Below are 20,910 nucleotides of genomic sequence, written 5' to 3' on the forward strand. Positions count from 1 at the left end.
AAAATGCAGAAAAAAGCTATAAAAGTTAATCCAACGGATAATGTAATTGTTGCATTAGTTGACCTAAAAGCAAATGAAATTGTGGTCGTTGATAATGCTGAATATGAAATTCAGAAAGATACAAATGCGAAACACAAATTTGCTGCAATAGATTTTGTAGAAAATGATACGATTACGATGTATGGTATTACTGTCGGAAAAGCCGTTTGCAACATAAAAAAAGGTGAAGTTATTACGACTGAAAATGTAAAACATCAAAGTTCTAAAGTCGAAAAGAAAACAGCTACAACGTCATGGACCGCTCCAAATATCGATAAATGGAAAGACAGAACATTTATGGGATATCACAGAGAAGACGGACAAGTTGGAACGGAAAATATTTGGTTGTTTTTTCCTTTGGTTTTTTGCGAAAATAGAAATGTCGAAATTTTGAAAGATGTTTTTGAAAAAGAATTATTATTCGAAAAACCATCAAAACATCAATTGCTTTTACGTTCTTTAATTCAGAATTCTGATGAAAACGAGCAAGAAACAGATGAAGAAGACACAAGAGTTTTCAAAAATATTGATGTCAAATTCGTTACACATCAAGGTGGTTGTGGCGGAATTCGACAAGATGCTGAAGCTTTGGGAAGGCTGCTTGCTGGTTACGTGAACAATCCGAATGTTGCTGGTGCAACAGTTTTGAGCCTTGGTTGCCAGAATTTACAAGTTGAAATTTTTAAAGAAGCTTTGCATAAAATCAATCCTGATAATCAAAAACCAATTATCGTTTACGAACAACAAAAATCTGGAACGGTTGATAATATGTTGAACGGAATTATTAAAGATTCGTTCGAAGCAATCAAAAAAGCCAATGAAATTGAACGTAAACCAGCTCCATTATCTAAATTAGTTTTAGGTTTAGAATGTGGAGGATCGGATGGTTTTTCTGGTATTTCTGCTAATCCAACCTTAGGCTATTTATCAGATATTATGGCTGCAATTGGAGGCGCAACAATTTTGTCCGAATTCCCAGAATTATGCGGAGTTGAACAAGAATTAATCAATCGTTGTGTAAACGAAAAAGATGCCGAAAAATTTTTACAATTAATGAAAGATTTCGAAGATTCTGTTGTTGCCGCTGGTTCTGGATTTGACATGAATCCTTCTCCAGGAAATATAAAAGATGGATTAATAACAGATGCGATGAAATCTGCTGGCGCAGCCAAAAAAGGCGGTTCCTCTCCTATTCAAGATGTGTTAGATTATACAGAATACATCAAAAAACTAGGATTAAATTTGTTATGTACTCCAGGAAATGATGTAGAATGTACAACGGCTTTAGTCGGAACTGGATCTAATATTGTCTTATTCACCACAGGTTTAGGAACGCCTACAGGAAATCCTGTTGCTCCTGTTGTAAAAATTTCTTCGAACACAGCATTACAAGAAAAAATGCCTGACATTATCGATTTTAATACAGGAGAAATCATCACAGGAAATAAAACAATTGAAGAAACCGCTGACGAACTTTTAGAATTTATCATAAAAGTTGCTAGCGGTGAAGTCAAAGTAAAAGCTAAAATTTTAAATCAAAACGATTTTATCCCATGGAAAAGAGGCGTTTCTCTATAATCTATTTTCTTTTCGAAGATTTTCGAATATGAATTTGAGGATTTAAAACAACCTTTTTTTCTATGCTTATCCCTGAAAAATTTTCGTTCATATATTCCAGAAATACTTGAGCGGAAATTTTTCCCATTATATCTGGTGTCTGATCAACACTACTAATAGGCAATTCCATATATTGTGTAAATGGTTCATTACTAAAACCTATTATTGCAACATCTTTTGGAATGCTAATATTTTTCTTTTTCAATTGTTGACAAGCACCCAATGCTGCATAATCACTGGCTGAGAAAATTCCATCTGGTGGCGTTGATAAATTCCACAATGTTTTTATTGCTTCAACTCCATCTTCTATCGAACTTTTAATTGGAAAAACATATTCTTCTTTAAACGTCAATTTATTATCTTTCAATGCGTTGATATATCCATTGTAACGATTCTGATAAATCTCCAAACGTAAATCTCCAGATAAATGACAAATTCTTCGGCAACCTTGTTTAATCAAATGTTCGGTTGCTAAGTATCCTCCTTTATAATCATCAATTGTTACAGTGCTGATACCTGCAATATCTTTTTTACGGTCAAAAAATATGATTGGAGTATTAGATTCTTTTGCAGCTTCAATATGCGAAATATCTTCTGTCGTTTTAGAAACAGACATAAAAATACCATCAACCTGTGCATTCAATAATGTATTTAGTTGTTTTCTTTCTAAATCTACATCTTCGTGACTTTGACAAATAATAACATGGTAACCATGTGGAGACAACTCCTCTTCTATCCCACGAATTAGAGATGAGAAAAAATTTGTATTAATATATGGAACAATAATCCCAATATTATTTGTCTTCCCACTTTTTAGAGCCTGTGCTAAAGTATTTTGTTTGTAATTAAGCTCTTTAGCAGCTTTCATAACCAACTCTTTCGTTTTCTGACTAATTTTAGGATGATCATTTAAAGCCCTCGAAACGGTAGCTGCACTAATATTCAATTTTTCAGAAATATCATATATTGTAGCACTTTTTTTCATAATAAGGTAAAATTCAAGTTCGTTATCAAGATTCGGTAAATATAAATTAAATCTCAATAGTATTATATAGTAATGTATAAATTACAATGGTTCTAAAACTTTTTTTTCAGAATCTAAAACAATTTGTAATCGATTACAAATTTACTTCAATTTACATATTTTTAGAATTAAAAATTCAATAAGTCATCAAAAGAATTATGATTTTAACTAACCATTTAGCTTATTCAAGTTAGAGTATATATCAATATTAGTCAAAATAAATACATATTACACTAAATATCAATAATTAACAAATAGATTAATTATTTTTTATAAAATTTTAAGATTTTGTTTGATTTTAAAAAAATAGTTATATTTTAGTGTACTCTATACACTTAATAAATCAATTTGCAATCGATTACAAAACTATCAATATATAATAATGCAATCGATTACTTAAATATATTTAATAATGAATTAACTAAAAAGCACAAAATTAACACTTTATGAAGAAGTCTAAAATATCATTATTTGCCCTTTTACTCTTACCTATAGCAGCTTTTGCTCAGGAGAATAAGGTTGTTTCCGGAATAATAAAATCAACTGACGGAAAAACACCTTTGGCAGGAGTAGAAGTTTTTGTAGAAGGAACCGATTTAGAAGCATATACAGATGAAAATGGATACTACGAAATTGAAGTTCCAGAAGATGCTACGCTTACAATACTTTACGACGGATATCAGCAAATTGAGATTCCTATTAAGTCTACAGAAAGTTTTGATTTTTCTTTAAATCCATTAGAAAATGAAAACAAACAGTTAGAAGAAGTTGTTGTAATTGGATATGGAAAAGCACGAAAATCAGATTTAACTGGCTCTGTTGGAGTTATTGATGCTTCTAAACTGACTGAAAGAAGTATGACTAATCCTATGGAAGCGATGCAAGGAAATGTGCCTGGTGTACAGATTTCTACTTCTACAGGTAGAATTGGGGATGGTTTTGATATTGTGATTAGAGGGAACAATTCTATGAACGCAGATTCTAAGCCTCTTTTTGTTGTAGATGGAGTTCCTACTTCTGATATAGATTTTTTAAATCCTCAAGATATTGCGCGAATTGATATTTTAAAAGACGCTTCATCCACTGCAATTTATGGTTCACGCGGATCGAATGGAGTTGTAATTGTAACGACTAAAAATGGATCGAATGCAAAAGGAAGATTCACTGTTTCTTATGATACCTATTATGGTGTAAAAGATGTAGCTCGTTTACCTAAAATGATGGACGGAAGTAAATGGTGGTATTATCATCAATCCGCTTATCTAGCGACGGCAGGAAAAGATCAGGCAACTGGACAAGTATCTGCTCAAACATTATACAATGCAGTTGTTGGTACCAGAAATACAGAACTTTTGAGACGTGTAAATGCAAATGAAACCTTTGACTGGTTTGATGCTGTCCTTAGAACCGGAATGACGCAAAATAATTATGTTAATTTATCTGGACGTTCAGAGAATGGAATGGGTTATAACATTGGATTAGGTGCTCAAAAAGAGAAAGGAAATTTACAAAATGAAGCTTTAGATAAATACTCTGTAAATATTGGTGTTGATCATAGAATCAATGATAAATTTTCGGTTGGAATTAATCTTAATGTCGCATTAACAGAACAACAAGATGGTTCTGATATCGCTATGCAAGAGGCTTTCAGATTAAATCCATTCTTGAATCCTTATCAATACGAAAGTACTGAATTAGCTGCTTTACCAGGAAAATTAACTAATCAACAAGGTGCATTTATCATCGATAAAACATCTACTTATAATCCTCTTTTAGAGATTAAAAATACAGTAAATGAAACTAGAAGATGGAATGGTATCGGGAATTTCTTTTTCGAATATCGTCCATTAGATTGGTTATCTTTAAAAACAACCTATTCTGCAAACTATGACACAAGAAGAAAAGGTGAATCGTGGGGTGCTTTGACATCTGTTGGAGCAAGTAATAACAATTTGTCTTCTGCAGCAATTAATAAATCTGAGAGATTTAATTATACATGGGATAACCAGGTTAATGCAAATTTTGAGATTAATGATATACACAAATTCAATATTCTAGCTTTACAAAGTATTTACGAAAGTAGATATGAATCTTCATTCCAAAGCTCTAGAAATATTCCTTTTGAAACTGGTTATCACAATATAGGATCAGGAACGCAAGAAACGTATAATATTGGTTCCGATTATATCAAACAAGCTTTGAGTTCATATGCCTTACGCGCAAATTACTCTTTATTAGACAAATACTTATTTACTTTCTCTATTCGTTGGGATGGATCTTCTATTCTTTCGAAAGGAAATCAATGGGAAAGCTTCCCTTCTGCTGCCGTAGCTTGGAAAATTAATAACGAAGAGTTTTTAAAAGCAAGCAAAGTTGTATCAGAATTAAAATTAAGAGCAAGTTGGGGTTATACAGGAAATAATATTATTGAACCATATTCTACAACAAATTTATTAACCGATCAATATTATTATGATTTTAATGGAACTGTAGCAAATGGTTGGTTACCTGGAAAAATTGCAAATCCTTACTTAACATGGGAAAAAACAAGAGAATTTAACGTTGGATTAGATTACGGATTCTTTAAAAACAGAATTACAGGATCGATTGATATTTATGATAAATTATCAGATTACTTGTTAATGAAACAACAATTACCTTACGAAACAGGATGGACATATATTAATGGAAACATCGGATCTGTAAGTAATAAAGGTGTTGAAATTGCATTAACAGCAAAAATTGTACAAACTAAAAAAGTAAGTTGGGAAACGACATTTACATTCTCTAAAAACGTCAACAAAATCAAATCAATATACGGTCAAAACAAAGTGGATGATATTGGAAACAATTTATTCATTGGAGAATCTATTCATTCGTATTACAATTATGTGTTTGATGGTGTTTGGCAACCAGATCAAGAAGCTGAGGCGAAGAAATATGGGCAAACAGTTGGTCAAGCAAAAGTAAAAGACATTAATGGAGATGGAAAAATAACGGTTGATGATCGTGTTATTTTGGGATCATCAGATCCAGATTGGTCAGGAAGTATTTTCACAACGTTAAAAGTTGGACAATTTGATTTGTCTGCTTCTTTAATTACAAATCAAGGTGTTTTAGCATATTCTCCTTTCCACGAGAACTTTACAAACGTGTATGACAGAGGTCGATCTAAAATTGATATGGATTGGTTTGTTCCAACAAATGACGCTGGATTACCTGCTCAATTCTCTAATACAGCACCACAGCCTTATAATGAAGGTACTTATTGGAAAAACAATAAAGTTGGCTATTATAGAGATGCTTCTTTTGTAAAGGTGAAAAACATCGCTTTAGGTTACACATTTGACAAAAATACTTTATCTAAAATTGGATTATTCAATTCTCTAAGAGTCTATGCCAATGTAATTAACCCATTCGTTTTCACCGACTATAATGGTTATGATCCTGAGTGGGCTACAGCAAATTTTGGAATTGGACGTGTAAGTTCTATTACTTATCAATTGGGATTAAATGTTAAATTTTAAGAAGTTTTAAAGATGAAAAAAATCGTTATATTATTACTAGCTTTAAGCACAACATATTCTTGCAGTGATTTTTTAGAAGAAGAAAACCTTTCTAACGTAGCTGCAGAACAATACTATACAACCGCAGAAGGATTTACTTCATTGGTTAATGCAAATTATGCTCAATTAAAAAATATTTATGGAAAAGAGCCTTGGCTTTTTGTCGCAGGAACAGATTTATATGCAAGAGGAAGAACAGCTGAACCACCAGGTTTAAGTCAATACACAGAACTTAATGCTTCGTCAGAAGGAGTAGATCATCTTTATAAAAATTGCTATACGGCTATTCAAGCTGCAAATATGGCATTGTATTATTCAGATAAAACAGCAGCTTCTTCTAACTTAAGCAAGCAAATTGGAGAATTAAAATACCTAAGAGCAAACGCCTATTTCTTGTTGGTACAAACCTATGGAGATGTAAGTTTGGTTACAGAATATATTAATACACCACAATTAAGTTTTGACAGAACTTCTTCAAAAGACGTTTATCAATTTATTATCAAAGAATTAGAAGAGTCATTAAAATTAGTTGGAAATACGGCTTACAATGGGCATGTTAACACAAAAGCTGTTCAGCATTTATTAGCATTAGTTCACTTAACACGCGGTTACGAAACTTTTGGAACAAATGATGATTTTACAACAGCTGCTCAATATGCAGATAACGTTATTGGTGGGCAAGCTCTTTCACTTTCGTTCGAACAATTGTGGAAACCTGGCAACGAAATCAATACAGAAACTATTTTTTCTGTTCAATATAGCGCAGCTTCAACAAGTACAGATCCTTTTAATTTAGGTCATGCACAAAGTAGTTATTTTGGACCATATCATGGTGGATCAGAAGTTGCAGGTAAAGCTCCTTATCGTACATATAGCTTATGCCCTACTCAGTTTGCACTTGATTTATACACTCAAGATGACACACGTTGGAACGCAACTTTTATGGGTGAAGTATACGATCGTTATTTTGATTATTTTGATGTAAGCGATCATTCAACTTTAACTGTAAAGCATTATTACGAACCTAAGTGGTTTGCTAAAAATGATACATATAAAGCAAATTATATTGCAAAAAATCCTGGTGTAGAATACCATAGTTACGGGACTTATGCTGCAGAAAGCAATCCTAATTTTGATTATCAAACGATTCCTGTAAAGAAATTTGATGATCCAAAAGCTCAATTTGGAAAATTTACAAACACGAGAGACATTATTCTTTCAAGATTAGCTGACACTTATCTTATTGCTTCCGAAGCATATCTAAAAGCAGGAAATATATCTACAGCATTACAACGAATTAATGAAGTTCGTAAGCGAGCTGGTGTACAAAATGTAACTGCATCAAACATGAATATTGATTTTATTTTAGATGAAAGAGCGAGAGAAATGTTAGGTGAATATAACCGTTGGTTTGATTTAAAACGTACAGGAAAATTAGTTGAGCGTGCTTCAAAATATAATTTCTTGATTAAACAATCTAATTTTAATGGAAATAATGGTCAACTTAAAATACTAAGACCTATTCCTCAAGCTGCAATTGACTTAAATCAAAATTCAAATTTCAAACAAAATCCGGCATATTAATACTATATCCGTAAAATAATGATGTTCTTTTACAAAAAAGAGCATCATTTTATCAATAACAAATTATTTTTATAATTTTTATTTTATTATTAATAATAATAATTTTACTTTAGTGTTTTCTATACACCTTTATATTTAATAATGTAATCGATTACGCTAAAAATTATTTAGTTCAACAGAAGAAACACAAAACCACACATATGAGGATCTCTAAAATTAAGTTATTCACGCTTTTGCTTCTACCAATTGCGAGTTTTGCGCAGGAAGAAATAAAAGTTTCTGGAACGGTTAAATCATCTATAAATAATTCACCTCTTAATGGAGTTGATATTTATGTAGATGGGACAACATATGAAACAATTACAGATGAAAATGGATTTTATGAAATTGTTGTTCCAGATAACTCGACTTTAACCATTACCTATGATGGCTATGAAATACAGACTATTCCTGTCAATAAAAAAGGAATAATCGATATAAAACTGAAAGATCTTGTTGCAACAGAGCAACAAAATCTAAATGAAGTTGTTGTAATTGGATATACAACTGTAACACGTGATGAATTAACAGGTTCTGTGGCAAGTGTAAATGCTGATCAAATAAAAGATATGGCGGTAAACTCTGCTGCTGAAGCTATACAAGGTCGATTGGCTGGTGTACAAGTTAGTATGTCCGAAGGTGCGCCAGGAGCTGATGTTACAATTAAAGTTCGCGGAGGTACATCGATTACACAAGACAACAGCCCTCTGTATATCGTAGATGGAATACAAGTAGAAAATGCTTTATCTATTTTATCTCCACAAGAGATTGCAAGTATTGATGTTCTAAAAGATGCTGCTTCTACTGCAATTTATGGTGCGCGTGGTGCAAATGGTGTTGTACTTATTACGACAAAAAGTGGTTTCAACATGCCTACACAAGTTACTTACTCTAATTACACTGGATTTAGAGAAATTCAGAATAAGTTAGAGGTAATGACTCCATATGAATTTGTACGTTATCAGTATGAATTGTATAATATTAATAATGATGAACAATTAGCAAACTCATTCAGAAAAAGATATGGGGATTTTAGCGATATTGACATCTATAAAAGTATGGAAGCGAGAGATTGGCAAGAAGAAGTTTTTGGAAGAAAAGCTTTTTCTCAAAATCATAACGTTTCACTTGTAGGAGGAAATAAATCGACTGATTTCAGTTTAAATTTAAATCACATCAACGAAGATGGAATTATGTTGAATTCTGGTTACAAAAGAAATTTAGCAAACTTCAAATTAAATCATAAAATCAGCGACAAAGTAAAAACGGGAGTTAGTTTTAGATATAGTAAAGATAAAATCATGGGAGCTGGTACATCAAATACAGGTTCTCAATCAAATAACAGACTTCGTAATTCAGTGAGATATCAACCTTTTGCTGCTCCAGGAAACGAGTCATACGTAGACTTCTTCGATCCAGATTATTACGCACAAACAAATCTTACAAGTCCTGTTTTATTAGCGAATAATGAAGTAAGAGAAGACGAAAGACAAAACCTTTTAATGAATGGTTATTTGTCTTGGCAAATTGTCAAAGGATTAACCTTCAAATCTGTTTTTGGTTATGTACAAACAGATCGTAATGACAATAGCTTTTATGGGAATATCACAAGTGTCGCAATGGCAAACGCTAATCTTCCTGTGGTTGATCTACGCGCAAGTCAAACAAGAAGAATCTCTAATTCAAATACACTACAATATTCACCAAAATTAGGTTCTAATCATAAATTAGATGTGATGATTGGACAAGAGATTGTAAAAACAGACGGAGAAACATCAAGAACATATATCAAATGGTTACCAAAAAATATTTCGGCACATCAAGCATTTTCTAATTTACAAAGTGCGGTTCCTCCAGCAGGAATGGTTCAAGATCCAGTTTCGACATCAGTAAATGTAGATCGATTGGCTTCGTTTTTTGGGCAAGTTAATTATTCGTTCAATAAAAAATATATGTTAACGCTTTCTGTCAGAACAGACGGATCGAGTGTTTTCTCTCCTGATAATCGCTATGCTACATTCCCTTCTGCTTCATTTGCTTGGAATGTTGCAAGAGAAAATTTCTTAAAAGATTCTTCTTGGATTGACGAATTAAAATTACGTTTAAGCTATGGTACTTCGGGTAATAACCGCATCGAGCCATTCTTATATTCAACATTCTTCAGTAGTTCAAGTAACTGGGGATATTCATTTGATAATGCTGTAGTTCCAGGTTTAGCACCTAATGAAAGGTTGGCAAATTCGGGTGCGAAATGGGAAAAAACAATTTCTAAAAACATTGGATTAGATTATACTTTATTCAATAAACGTGTTTATGGTAGTATCGATGCTTATATAACAAATACAAAAGACTTATTATTATTAGCTAAAATACCTCAAACAGGAGGATACGAATACCAATATCAAAACTCTGGTGAAACGGAAAACAAAGGAATTGAATTTACAATAGGTGCTGATATTGCGAAATCTAAAAACTTTAAATGGAATGTAAACTTCAATATTTCTCATAATCAAAATGTTATCAAATCTTTAGGTAAAGATGTAACTGGGGATGGTCTACAATATTATTATCAATCATCTGGATGGGTAAACAATTTGCAAGATTTCAAAGTTGAAGTAGGTAAACCTATTGGGCAATTCTATGGTTATGTAACAGATGGATGGTACAAAGTGAGCGATTTCGATTATAACGCTTCAACTCAAAAATATACATTAAAAGCTGGTGTTGCAAGTACTTCTGCTGCAGCATTAGGTTCAAAAGATGTACGTCCTGGAGATTTAAAATTAAAAGATTTGAATAATGATGGAAAAATTGATGACAATGATAAAACTGTTTTAGGAAACGCTCAAGCAAAATTCTATGGTGGATTTAATCAACAATTTCAATGGAAAAATATCGATCTAAGTATGTTCTTCACTTACTCTGTTGGTAATAAAGTTTACAATGCCAATAAAGTTGAATTTACAACACAATATTTATACCGCGACAATAATATGTTAAAAGCTGTTGCTGGAGCTTGGAGAAATTTTGACGACAACGGAAATCGAGTAACAGATCCTACACAATTAGAAGCTTTAAACGCAAATGCTACATTTTGGTCACCTCCTTCTGGAAACTATATTTTACATTCTTATGCCATCGAAGATGGATCTTATTTAAGATTAAGCAATGTTACAGTTGGATATTCTTTACCAGAAGATATGTTAGCAAAAACGAAATTTATTAGCAAAGTAAGAATCTACGCTACAATCAATAATTTATTTACAATTACTGGTTATTCAGGTTATGATCCTGAAGCAAATACAAGACGCACAAGTCCTTTAACTCCTGGAGTTGATTATGCTGCCTATCCACGAAGCAGATTTTTCTTAACAGGTATTAATGTTACTTTCTAATCTTAAAACACACTAAAAATGAAAACAAAAACATTTATAAAAATATTAGGCGTTAGCATCGTTTTATTAACAACAACATCATGTGATGATTATTTGGATGTTAGTAGCCCTTCCAACACTTCCGAAATAGAAGTTTACAACGATGCAAGTTATACCTACTCCGCTTTAGTTGGCGTATATAATCAATTGGCTGGTGACAATGGTTATGGAAACAGAATTTCTTCTATCATTGGACAGGCTGCTGATGATTTCAAAACATCTGGTGATTACAATTGTAACGATCGTCGTGGAATTAGTATGTACAAAGCATGTCCTACAAATCCAGAATTAGACAAACCTTTCCGTCAATTATACACAGGAATTGAAAGAGCAAATTTATTAATTTATAATATTCCAACCTCTGATGTCTACAAATCTGGAAGTGATAGCGACAAAAAGTTAATGGACAGATATTACGGAGAAGCATTAACGTTAAGAGCGCAATACTATTATGAATTAATCAGAAACTTTGGAGATGTTCCATTTCAAGATAAACCATCTTCTCAATACGAACATATTTTCCTTCCGAAAACTGATCGTGATGAAATTTATGAAGTTTTATTAAATGATTTAGAAACAGCTTCAAAAGTTATTCCTTGGAGAGCCGAATCTGGAGATCCTACAACACGTATCACAAAAGCTTTTGTGAAAGGCTTACGTGCTCGTATTGCACTTGCTAGAGCTGGATATTCACTAAGAAGACAACCGATACAGATGGTTAAAGGAGCAAATCCAGAAAAATATTACCAAATTGCTCGCAACGAAACGTTTGACATTATGCAACAACGTGGGAGTCATAACATCAATCCAAATTACGAAGATGTTTTCCGTGCTATTCACGAAGGTCGTATGGATAACACAAACGAAATGATTTTTCAAGTTGGTGCTTTCGGTGGAAATGCTCGAACTGATAGTAAACTTGGTTATTACAACGGATTGCGTCATAACGCAGCTTCTAAATGGAATGGCGGTGGCGGAATCAATGCTTTACCAACTTATTTTTATGAATTTGATAAATATGATCAAAGACGAGATGTAACAATCAATGCTTTCGAAATTAATGCTGATGATTTAACACAAGTGGTTAAAATTGACGCTTTAACAGACGGAAAATTCAGAAAGTCTTGGACAAAAGTAACAGGTCCTTCTCAAAATGTTGGAATCAATTGGCCAATTATGCGTTTTGCAGATGTTTTATTAATGTTTGCTGAGGCAGAAAATGAATTAAACGGTGGACCAACAGCTGCTGCAATAGATGCTTTGAGAGAAGTTAGAGCAAGAGCTTATGCAAACAATCCTGATAAAATGCCTGCAGTTTCAGCGAATGGCTACCAAGGCTTTTTTGAGCAAATTGTACACGAAAGATTATTGGAATTTGGTGGAGAATCTATCCGAAAATATGACTTAATCAGATGGAATCTTTTAGGTCAAGTAGTAACAGAAACTCGTGCTAAATTGCAAAATTTATTAGATGGAACGGGAGAATATGCCAATGTACCTAAATACATCTATTATAAAATTGGGAAATACGATCCAACACAGACAGCCCAAAAAACTGTTTTGAGTTTAGATACTTATTTTGTTGGAAATGATAAAACAGAATTGTTCTACACTCCTTCTGTTGCTTCTACTCCAACGGGATATACACGCATAAACTGGCAAACAGGAATGGTTGCGACAATGATTAACGACGAACGAAAAGGTTGGTTACAATATTACAAACCAAATCATTCAGAATTGTTGCCAATCTATCAAGATATCATCAATACAAATTATAATTTAACACAAGATTACGGATACTAAAACACAATTATTATGAAAAAAACTTTTTATAAAATATTGATTATAGGAACAGTATTACTTACTGCAAATGCTGTAATCTCTTGTAATGATGATGAATTTCAATCAGAATCTAACGATCCAATGAGAATGTTTACACCATTGTCTTTATCTGCCGAAAATTTTGAAACAGAAACAAAAGTCACTTGGTCACCTTCTCTATACACTAACAATATTGACGAAACTTATACAACAGAAGTTTCGAGCGATTCGTTATTTACAAATCCAAAAGATATCATTTTAACTAAAAAAACAGATTCTGCTGGAGTTGTTATTACGGATCAAGAAATTCCCGTGAGAAAAAATTTCTTTATACGTGTTAAAACAAATGCTTACGAAAACAGACCAGAATCTCACTGGTCTGTTAGTAAGCGAATTAAAATTATTGGAATCCAAATTTTGCATCCTATTTATGATCCAAATATTCTAGAGAATCAAGCAACGGTTAGTTGGGACGTAACTGCTGGAGTAACTGAATTGAGATTTCAAGCTTATACGCAAGTTTCTGGTCAAGATCCAGTTTATGTTGGCGATCCTATTGTAAGTCAAATCACAAGTAGCGAAGCAGCTGCTGGACTTAAAACAACAAAAGGACTTAATCCAAGTACACGATATACAGTCGAAATTTATAAAGGAAATACAAGCGTTGGTTCTCAGAATTTCACGACAAAATCATCTACAAGTTATAGTATTATTGCTAACTCTGGCGATGATTTAATTACCTTGATTAACAATGCAAAAGATGGTGATATCATTGGATTAAATCCTGGAAAATATGATTCTGGAGATAAATTATACACGATTAATGCAAAGAAAATTTCATTGATTGGAATTTCTGGAAATCCAGAAGATACAAAAGTTTCTTTCAAAGAATTTACGTTAAATGATACTGGAGCAGGTTTACATCTGAAGAATATCGAATTAGATGGAAGCGCAAATACAGCAGATTATTTAATCAATTTAACAAGTAGCAGCAGCAATGGTGCGAAGGCTAATTTTGCTAATGTATTGATTGAAAACTGTGTTGTAAGCAATGTTAAAACCTCAGCTTTCAGAGCAAATAGAGGTCCAAATAGCGGATATGTAATGGATAAATTTGAGATTAAACATTCTTTCTTCAAAAATTTTCTTGCTTCATCTTACGGATTTTTACATTTAGATAAATTAGTTTTTAACGAAGTTAATATCGAAAATTCAACATTTACAGAAGTTGGAGATTTATTTATTAGATACAGAGAAAGCATTACTACGCCATCTGCAAACGCAACAATTAATGTCAATAATTGTACGATTAACAGTTTTGGACAAAGTTCTTCTTTTCCATTATTAGATAACAATAACGTACCAATCAAAGCTAATTTTACCAATAATATTATTGCAAATTCGCCAAGAGTTGGAGGAAGTTTATCGAGTAATAATTTAATTCGTTTAGCGACTTCAAGTACAGCTGTTTTTACGTTTAACAATTTCTATAATTTAACAAATGGAAAAGCTGCTGATTTACAAAAACTTGTTTTTCCAACTGGAGTAACTTCTACAAATAATCAAGAAAATGCTCTAAATTGGACAAACACAACAATTGATTTTACATTACCAGTCAATTCTCCATTAAGAACTGCATCTTCTACAGGTGCTGCGATTGGAGATCCAAGATGGTGGAATTAATTAAACAATAAAAAATGAAATCACACATCGCAATTACATTTATATTTTTAATTCACTCATGTTTATTTGCACAGAATTTACCTGCTTTTCCTTCTGCCGAAGGATATGGCAGGTATAGTTCTGGTGGACGAGGTGGAGAAGTCTATATTGTCACAAATCTCAACGATTCTGGTAAAGGAAGTTTACGATACGGAATTCAGAAAAAATTGAGCAGAACAATCGTTTTTGCTGTTTCTGGAAACATTGTATTGCAATCTCCTTTGGATATTAATTATGGAAACATTTCTATTCTTGGACAAACTGCTCCTGGAGATGGTATTACCGTTTCTAATTATCCTGTAACCATCAAATCTGATAATGTAATTATTCGTTACATGAGATTTCGTTTAGGCGATTTAGCAAAAGTAGAAGGTGATGCTTTGGGTGGTCGAAATGCACAAAATATAATCATAGATCATTGTTCAGTTAGTTGGGCTACGGACGAAAACATCTCGTTTTATCGTGTCAAAAACCTTACAATTCAATGGTCTATCATATCAGAAGCTCTTAATAAATCTGTCCATATAAAAGGAGCGCATGGTTATGGTGGAATTTGGGGTGGTGAGCCTGCAAGTTTCCATCACAATCTAATTATGAGTAACAATAGTCGAAATCCTCGTTTTAGCGGTTCAGAATCAACTGTGAATCCTGAAGATGAAATGGTTGATTTTCGTAATAATGTGATTTTTAATTGGGGCGCAAATTCTATTTATGGCGGAGAAAATGGAAAATATAATTTGATTAATAATTATTTCAAATCTGGTCCAGCCACAAAACATAAAAATAGAATTGTAAATCCTTCTATTCCATATGGTAAATTTTATGTCAATGGAAATTTTGTAGAAGGTTATGCTGATATAACAGCAAATAACTGGAATGGCGGTGTACAAGCCGATGAGCCATTAAAAGGAAAAGCTGAAACTGAATTTGGCAAAAATGAAATTATCACTCATTCTGCTGAAAATGCATACAAAATGGTTCAAGCACATGTTGGAGCAAGTTTAAAACGCGATGAAGTTGACAATCGATTAATTAGTTATTTAACAAACGGATATCCAAAAAATATGACCGGAATTATAGATAGTCAAACAGAAGTTGGTGGATTTCCTACATTAAAAACATACAATATTTCTACAGATACAGATCAAGATGGAATGGACGATGAATGGGAAAAAAGAAATAATTTGAAAGTTGGTATTAATGATGCAAACGGTTACAATCTATCAAGTCAATATACCAATTTAGAAGTTTATGCAGAGTCTTTAGTTTCAGAAAAGATTAATTCAGCGAATAACAAAGTCAAAGATTATGATTTTATTGTAGCGAAAGATGGTTCAGGTCAATTCAAAACTATTCAAGAATTAATTGCTGCACTACCCGATTTTAGTCGAGTTCCTGTAAAAGTGTTGATTAAAAATGGAGTTTATAAAGAAAAAATTACCTTACCTCCTTCTAAAACGATGATTAATTTTATTGGTGAAGATCAATACAAAACCATTTTGACATATGATGATTACGCATCAAAATTAAATAATATTGGTCAAGAAATTGGAACATCTGGTTCAGCTTCATTTTTTATTTTTGGAGACAATTTTTCAGCCGAAAATATAACATTCGAAAATAGCGCAGGCGAAGTTGGACAAGCTGTTGCTGTTCGCGTTGATGCAGATAAAATAAAATTTACAAATTGTCGGTTTTTAGGAAATCAAGATACATTGTATTTGGTAAAAAGCGGAAGCAGACAATATTTTAACAACTGTTACATCGAAGGTACAGTCGATTACATTTTCGGAGCAGGAACCGCTTATTTTGAAAACTGTCAGCTAAATAATAAAGGGAAAGGATACATTACAGCGGCATCAACGACAGAAGATCAGAAATACGGTTTCGTTTTCGAGAATTGTAAGATTTCTGGGAACAATCAAGATTCTCATCATTTGGGAAGACCTTGGCGACCTTTTGCTCAAACTACTTTTATCAATTGCGACATGGATTTGTCTGTTAAAGCAGAAGGTTGGAACAATTGGGGAAAAGTTGCAAATGAATCTACAACACGCTACTCCGAATACAAATCTACAGGTAAACACATCGCAAATAAAAGAGTTAAATGGAGTCGTCAATTAACTGCTCAAGAAGCTTTAGCATTCTCTAAAAATAATGTTTTGGGTGATTGGATCGTCAATTAAACTCCTTACTAATTTTAAAAATTAATACGTATGAAAAAAATTATTGCCACAATAACAACATTAATCCTTGTCACTTCTTGTAGTAACAGATTGGTTCAACATCAAAACAATGGATTTACCTATTCCGAAATTTCTATAAAAGAAGGTGGAAAATGGGTAGATGGAAAAAGAGGTCATAAAGAATATGAAGGCGGAACATTTCGAAATGTACAAGAACATACACTTGATCCTCAGCATACCGATCATGCTTTCGATATTCGATACGAAGGTCCAGGTTGGGAAAATCAAAATGTTGGTTATCGTTTGTATTTGGATTGGAGAAATGCGGTTGATATTTTCGGGAAAAAGGTAAAAACACAAGTTTTGCAAGATGTTGGACAAGATGGTTTTGATTCTTATCACGAACCTCTTCCTTGGGGACAAGATATCTTGAAAGCTGGGAAATCGCTTGGAATTGGTGGTTTTGGGCGATTAGTGAATGATACTGTTGCGCATTTGCATCAAGTTGAAAATACATATGTCAAAGTAAAAAATAGTAAAAATGTTTCAAGTTTTGAAATTGATTATTCTAAATGGAAAACTGCAGATCATACAACAAATGTAAAAGCAAAAGTTTCGATTTATCCTTACGATCGTTTTTCTAAGTTTGAATTGAAAACTTCTGTCTTAACGAATGGTTTAACAACTGGTTTGGTGAAATTCAAAAATATTCCGTTGCAGCAAAAGAAAAGCGCAAATGGAAGTTGGGGATATATCGCAACCTACGGAAAACAAACTTTAGTTGACAAAAATGATTTGCTTGGAATGGCAATTTTCTATAAATCGGATGAGGTCGAAAAATTAGTAGACGGAAAAGATGATCATTTAATCGTTTTCAAACCGACAACCAAAACAATAACATATTATATTTTGGCAGCTTGGGCACAAGAGCCAAATGGACTTAAAAATGAAACTGAATTCTACAATGATTTGAATTCGAAATTAGTTCAATTAGAAAAGTCTAATCGTTTATAAATAGTTGATAATGAAAAATATTTTAAAAACAACGGTTTGTGGTTTGATGATAATCTCGAGTACGTCTTGTATCAGTCAGAAAAAAAACACAGAAGATATTCTTGTCAATCCAAAGTTAAAATGGTCAGAACGAATGGCAATTTCAGAAACTATTCGTTTCCCTGATCCTACACTTTTAGATTTTCAAAAAAAACCACGTTGGAGTTATACAAATGGATTGGTTTTAGACGCTATGTACAAAGTATATGAGCAAACAAATAACCAAACTATCTATAATTATATCTACGATTATGCAAATAGAATGATTGATTCGAACGGAAAAATTGATACGTATAAGTTCGAGAATTATAATTTAGATATGATCAAATCTGGCGACGCAATTTTTGATTTATACGAAAAAACAAAAGAAAATCGATTCAAAATTGCAATGGAAACGTTGGATAAGCAATTAGAACAACAACCAACAACAACGGAAGGCGGATATTGGCACAAAAAAATCTATCCAAATCAGATGTGGTTAGATGGTGTTTATATGGCCGAACCTTTTCATGCAAAATATGCAACAAAATTTCAGAGCGCAACAGAAGCAAAAAAATCATACGATAAAATTGTTTTACAATTTGACTTAATCGAAAAATATAACCGCGATCCAAAAACTGGTTTATATTATCACGGTTGGGACGAAAGTAGAAAAGAAAAATGGTCAAATAGTACAACAGGTCTTTCTCAACATTTCTGGTCGAGAGGAATGGGTTGGTACGGAATGGCTTTGGTTGATGTGTTAGATTATTTGCCAAAAGATTATCAAGGTCGTGATAAATTAATCAAATACCTTAATCAATATGCAGAAGCGATTGTGAAGGTTCAACATTCTTCGGGGACTTGGTATCAAGTTTTGGATCAAGAAAATAGAACAGGAAATTATTTGGAAGCAACAGGTTCTTCGATGTACGTTTATACGTTAGCAAAAGGTGTTAACAAAGGTTATTTGCCAAAATCATACATGAAAAATGCCAAAAATGGATTTGATGGAATTTTAAAAGAGTTTATTCAAGTAGATGAAAAAGGTATTGTAAGTTTAGAAAAATGTTGTGCTGTTGCAGGTTTAGGTGGAAATCCTTATCGCGATGGTTCATACGAATATTACATTAGTGAAGAAATAAGAGCAAATGATCCAAAAGGAACTGGACCATTTATATTAGCTGCATTAGAATTAAATCGTTAGTCGCCATGAAATCAACATTAATTCTCCTATCATTTTTAGGATTAAATTTCTTGCCAATACAGGCTCAAAAATCAAATGTTTGGGTATCAGATTTAGGAAACGGAACGTATAAAAATCCTATTTTATATGCAGATTATTCTGATCCTGATGCAATTCGTGTCGGTGATGATTTTTTCATGACGGCTTCCAGTTTTAATGAAGCGCCGGGGTTACCAATTTTACATTCAACTGATATGATTAATTGGAAATTGGTTAATCATGCCCTACCCGATGTTTTTCCTATCAAACATTTTAGCACGCCAAAAAGAGGCGATGGTGTTTGGGCGCCAAGTATCCGATTTCATAACAACGAATATTATATTTATTGGGGCGATCCAGATTTCGGAATTTACATGGTCAAAACCAAAAATCCTTTCGGGAAATGGGAAGATCCAATTTTAGTTGAAGAAGGAAAAGGTATTATTGATACGTGTCCGTTTTGGGATGAGGACGGAAATGCCTATATCGTACATGGTTGGGCAGGAAGTCGCGCTGGTGTAAAAAGCCTTTTGACAATCAAAAAAATGAATGCGGAAGGAACAAAAGTCTTAGATAAAGGAAAACACATTTTCGATGGACACGAAAATCACCCAACTGTCGAAGGACCAAAAGTTTATAAACGCAACGGTTTTTATTATATTTTTGCTCCTGCAGGTGGTGTAGCTACTGGTTGGCAATTGGTTTTACGTTCAAAAAATATTTATGGACCTTATGATGAAAAAATTGTTTTAGAACAAGGAAAATCAACTGTCAATGGACCTCATCAAGGTGCTTGGGTGGATACAAAAAATGGAGAAGATTGGTTCTATCATTTTCAAGATGCAGATACTTACGGACGAATTGTTCATCTTCAACCAATGAAGTGGATCAACGATTGGCCGTTTATTGGTGTAGATCAAGATAAAAATGGAATTGGAGAACCAGTTCTAACATATAAAAAACCTACAATTTCCAATAAATCTGAAATTATAAATCCTTCAGAAACAGATAATTTTAAAGGAAATGATATCGGATTACAATGGCAATGGAGCGCAAATCCTTCAATTGTTTGGTACAGTAAGTTAGCAAATCAAAATTTTCTTCGTCTTTTCTCGATCAAAGTTCCTGAAAATTCGAATAATCTTTGGACGGTTCCTAATTTGTTAACGCAGAAATTTCCTGCACCAAATTTCACAGCTTCAACAAAAGTAAAACTTACGCCTGAAGATGCTACAGAAGGGAAAACTGCTGGTTTATTAATCATGGGAACAGATTATCAATCTTTGGTTATCACAAATAAAAAAGATGGCTATTATTTACAATTGATTCGTGCAGAAAAAGCAGAGAAAAATAATCCAGAAAAAATTCTATCCGAAGTAAAATTATCAACTAATGAAGTTTTCTTGAAAGTAAAAGTGAGCGAACCAAACGGAATTTGTCAATTTAGTTTTAGTGAAAACGGAAAAAAATACACATCAATTGGAGAACCATTTCAAGCTAAACCAGGAAAATGGATTGGAGCAAAAGTTGGCGTGTATAGTATAAGTTCTCAAGATGCAAAACGTGGTGGTTATGCTGATTTTGATTGGTTCAGAATAGATAAAAACGAGAAATAATGAAG

11 protein-coding genes are annotated in these 20,910 nt (G+C 32.9%); 10 read left to right on the forward strand and 1 reads right to left on the reverse strand.

The genetic code is table 11. The features are described from left to right. The first annotated feature begins 3 nt into the window (after window positions 1-3). Window positions 4-1,617: a UxaA family hydrolase gene (locus B4A23_RS04120; protein WP_291117177.1), complete on the forward strand. Its 1,614-nt coding sequence runs from the start codon at window positions 4-6 to the stop codon at window positions 1,615-1,617. Between the two features lies 1 nt (window position 1,618). On the opposite strand, the gene B4A23_RS04125 is transcribed toward B4A23_RS04120, so the two are convergent. Next, window positions 1,619-2,641 (reverse strand): LacI family DNA-binding transcriptional regulator, encoded by a 1,023-nt coding sequence (locus B4A23_RS04125; protein ID WP_291117180.1) that lies wholly within the window; start codon window positions 2,639-2,641, stop codon window positions 1,619-1,621. Between the two features lie 485 nt (window positions 2,642-3,126). Between B4A23_RS04125 and B4A23_RS04130 the strand changes: the two genes are divergently transcribed. The 9 genes from B4A23_RS04130 (at window position 3,127) to B4A23_RS04170 (ending at window position 20,905) form a co-directional block, all read left to right on the forward strand. Next, window positions 3,127-6,207 (forward strand): SusC/RagA family TonB-linked outer membrane protein, encoded by a 3,081-nt coding sequence (locus B4A23_RS04130; RefSeq protein WP_291117184.1) that lies wholly within the window; start codon window positions 3,127-3,129, stop codon window positions 6,205-6,207. 12 nt (window positions 6,208-6,219) lie between these two features. Beyond that, window positions 6,220-7,830: a RagB/SusD family nutrient uptake outer membrane protein gene (locus B4A23_RS04135; RefSeq protein ID WP_291117187.1), complete on the forward strand. Its 1,611-nt coding sequence runs from the start codon at window positions 6,220-6,222 to the stop codon at window positions 7,828-7,830. A 200-nt stretch (window positions 7,831-8,030) separates the two neighbouring features. Then, window positions 8,031-11,264 carry a SusC/RagA family TonB-linked outer membrane protein gene (locus tag B4A23_RS04140; RefSeq protein ID WP_286512938.1) on the forward strand — a complete coding sequence of 1,078 codons (3,234 nt, stop codon included), beginning with the start codon at window positions 8,031-8,033 and terminating at the stop codon, window positions 11,262-11,264. 18 nt (window positions 11,265-11,282) lie between these two features. Next, complete coding sequence (locus tag B4A23_RS04145) at window positions 11,283-13,106, forward strand: RagB/SusD family nutrient uptake outer membrane protein (RefSeq protein ID WP_291117193.1); 1,824 nt, start codon at window positions 11,283-11,285, stop codon at window positions 13,104-13,106. Window positions 13,107-13,118: 12 nt separating this feature from the next. After that, window positions 13,119-14,807, forward strand: a complete 1,689-nt coding sequence (locus B4A23_RS04150) for a DUF4957 domain-containing protein (protein WP_291117196.1) — start codon at window positions 13,119-13,121, stop codon at window positions 14,805-14,807. A 14-nt stretch (window positions 14,808-14,821) separates the two neighbouring features. Beyond that, window positions 14,822-17,032: a pectinesterase family protein gene (locus B4A23_RS04155; RefSeq protein ID WP_291117199.1), complete on the forward strand. Its 2,211-nt coding sequence runs from the start codon at window positions 14,822-14,824 to the stop codon at window positions 17,030-17,032. Between the two features lie 30 nt (window positions 17,033-17,062). Further along, window positions 17,063-18,046 carry a DUF4861 family protein gene (locus B4A23_RS04160; RefSeq protein ID WP_291117202.1) on the forward strand — a complete coding sequence of 328 codons (984 nt, stop codon included), beginning with the start codon at window positions 17,063-17,065 and terminating at the stop codon, window positions 18,044-18,046. 10 nt (window positions 18,047-18,056) lie between these two features. Beyond that, window positions 18,057-19,271 (forward strand): glycoside hydrolase family 88/105 protein, encoded by a 1,215-nt coding sequence (locus tag B4A23_RS04165; protein ID WP_291117205.1) that lies wholly within the window; start codon window positions 18,057-18,059, stop codon window positions 19,269-19,271. A gap of 5 nt (window positions 19,272-19,276) precedes the next feature. Beyond that, on the forward strand, window positions 19,277-20,905 hold the full coding sequence (locus tag B4A23_RS04170; protein ID WP_291117208.1) for a glycoside hydrolase 43 family protein: 1,629 nt from the start codon (window positions 19,277-19,279) through the stop codon (window positions 20,903-20,905). Window positions 20,906-20,910: the final 5 nt, after the last annotated feature.

It is taken from the genome of Empedobacter sp. UBA7248, from assembly GCF_002472945.1.
Taxonomy (GTDB): Bacteria; Bacteroidota; Bacteroidia; order Flavobacteriales; family Weeksellaceae; genus Empedobacter; species Empedobacter falsenii_C.

Bases quoted from the DNA above. Each gene is read 5' to 3' on its own strand.
- B4A23_RS04145 (WP_291117193.1), top strand. From the start codon at position 11,283: ATGAAAACAAAAACATTTATAAAAATATTAGGCGTTAGCATCGTTTTA.
- B4A23_RS04130 (WP_291117184.1), top strand. From the start codon at position 3,127: ATGAAGAAGTCTAAAATATCATTATTTGCCCTTTTACTCTTACCTATA.
- B4A23_RS04155 (WP_291117199.1), top strand. From the start codon at position 14,822: ATGAAATCACACATCGCAATTACATTTATATTTTTAATTCACTCATGT.
- B4A23_RS04150 (WP_291117196.1), top strand. From the start codon at position 13,119: ATGAAAAAAACTTTTTATAAAATATTGATTATAGGAACAGTATTACTT.
- B4A23_RS04140 (WP_286512938.1), top strand. From the start codon at position 8,031: ATGAGGATCTCTAAAATTAAGTTATTCACGCTTTTGCTTCTACCAATT.
- B4A23_RS04125 (WP_291117180.1), bottom strand. From the start codon at position 2,641: ATGAAAAAAAGTGCTACAATATATGATATTTCTGAAAAATTGAATATT.
- B4A23_RS04170 (WP_291117208.1), top strand. From the start codon at position 19,277: ATGAAATCAACATTAATTCTCCTATCATTTTTAGGATTAAATTTCTTG.
- B4A23_RS04120 (WP_291117177.1), top strand. From the start codon at position 4: ATGCAGAAAAAAGCTATAAAAGTTAATCCAACGGATAATGTAATTGTT.
- B4A23_RS04135 (WP_291117187.1), top strand. From the start codon at position 6,220: ATGAAAAAAATCGTTATATTATTACTAGCTTTAAGCACAACATATTCT.
- B4A23_RS04160 (WP_291117202.1), top strand. From the start codon at position 17,063: ATGAAAAAAATTATTGCCACAATAACAACATTAATCCTTGTCACTTCT.
- B4A23_RS04165 (WP_291117205.1), top strand. From the start codon at position 18,057: ATGAAAAATATTTTAAAAACAACGGTTTGTGGTTTGATGATAATCTCG.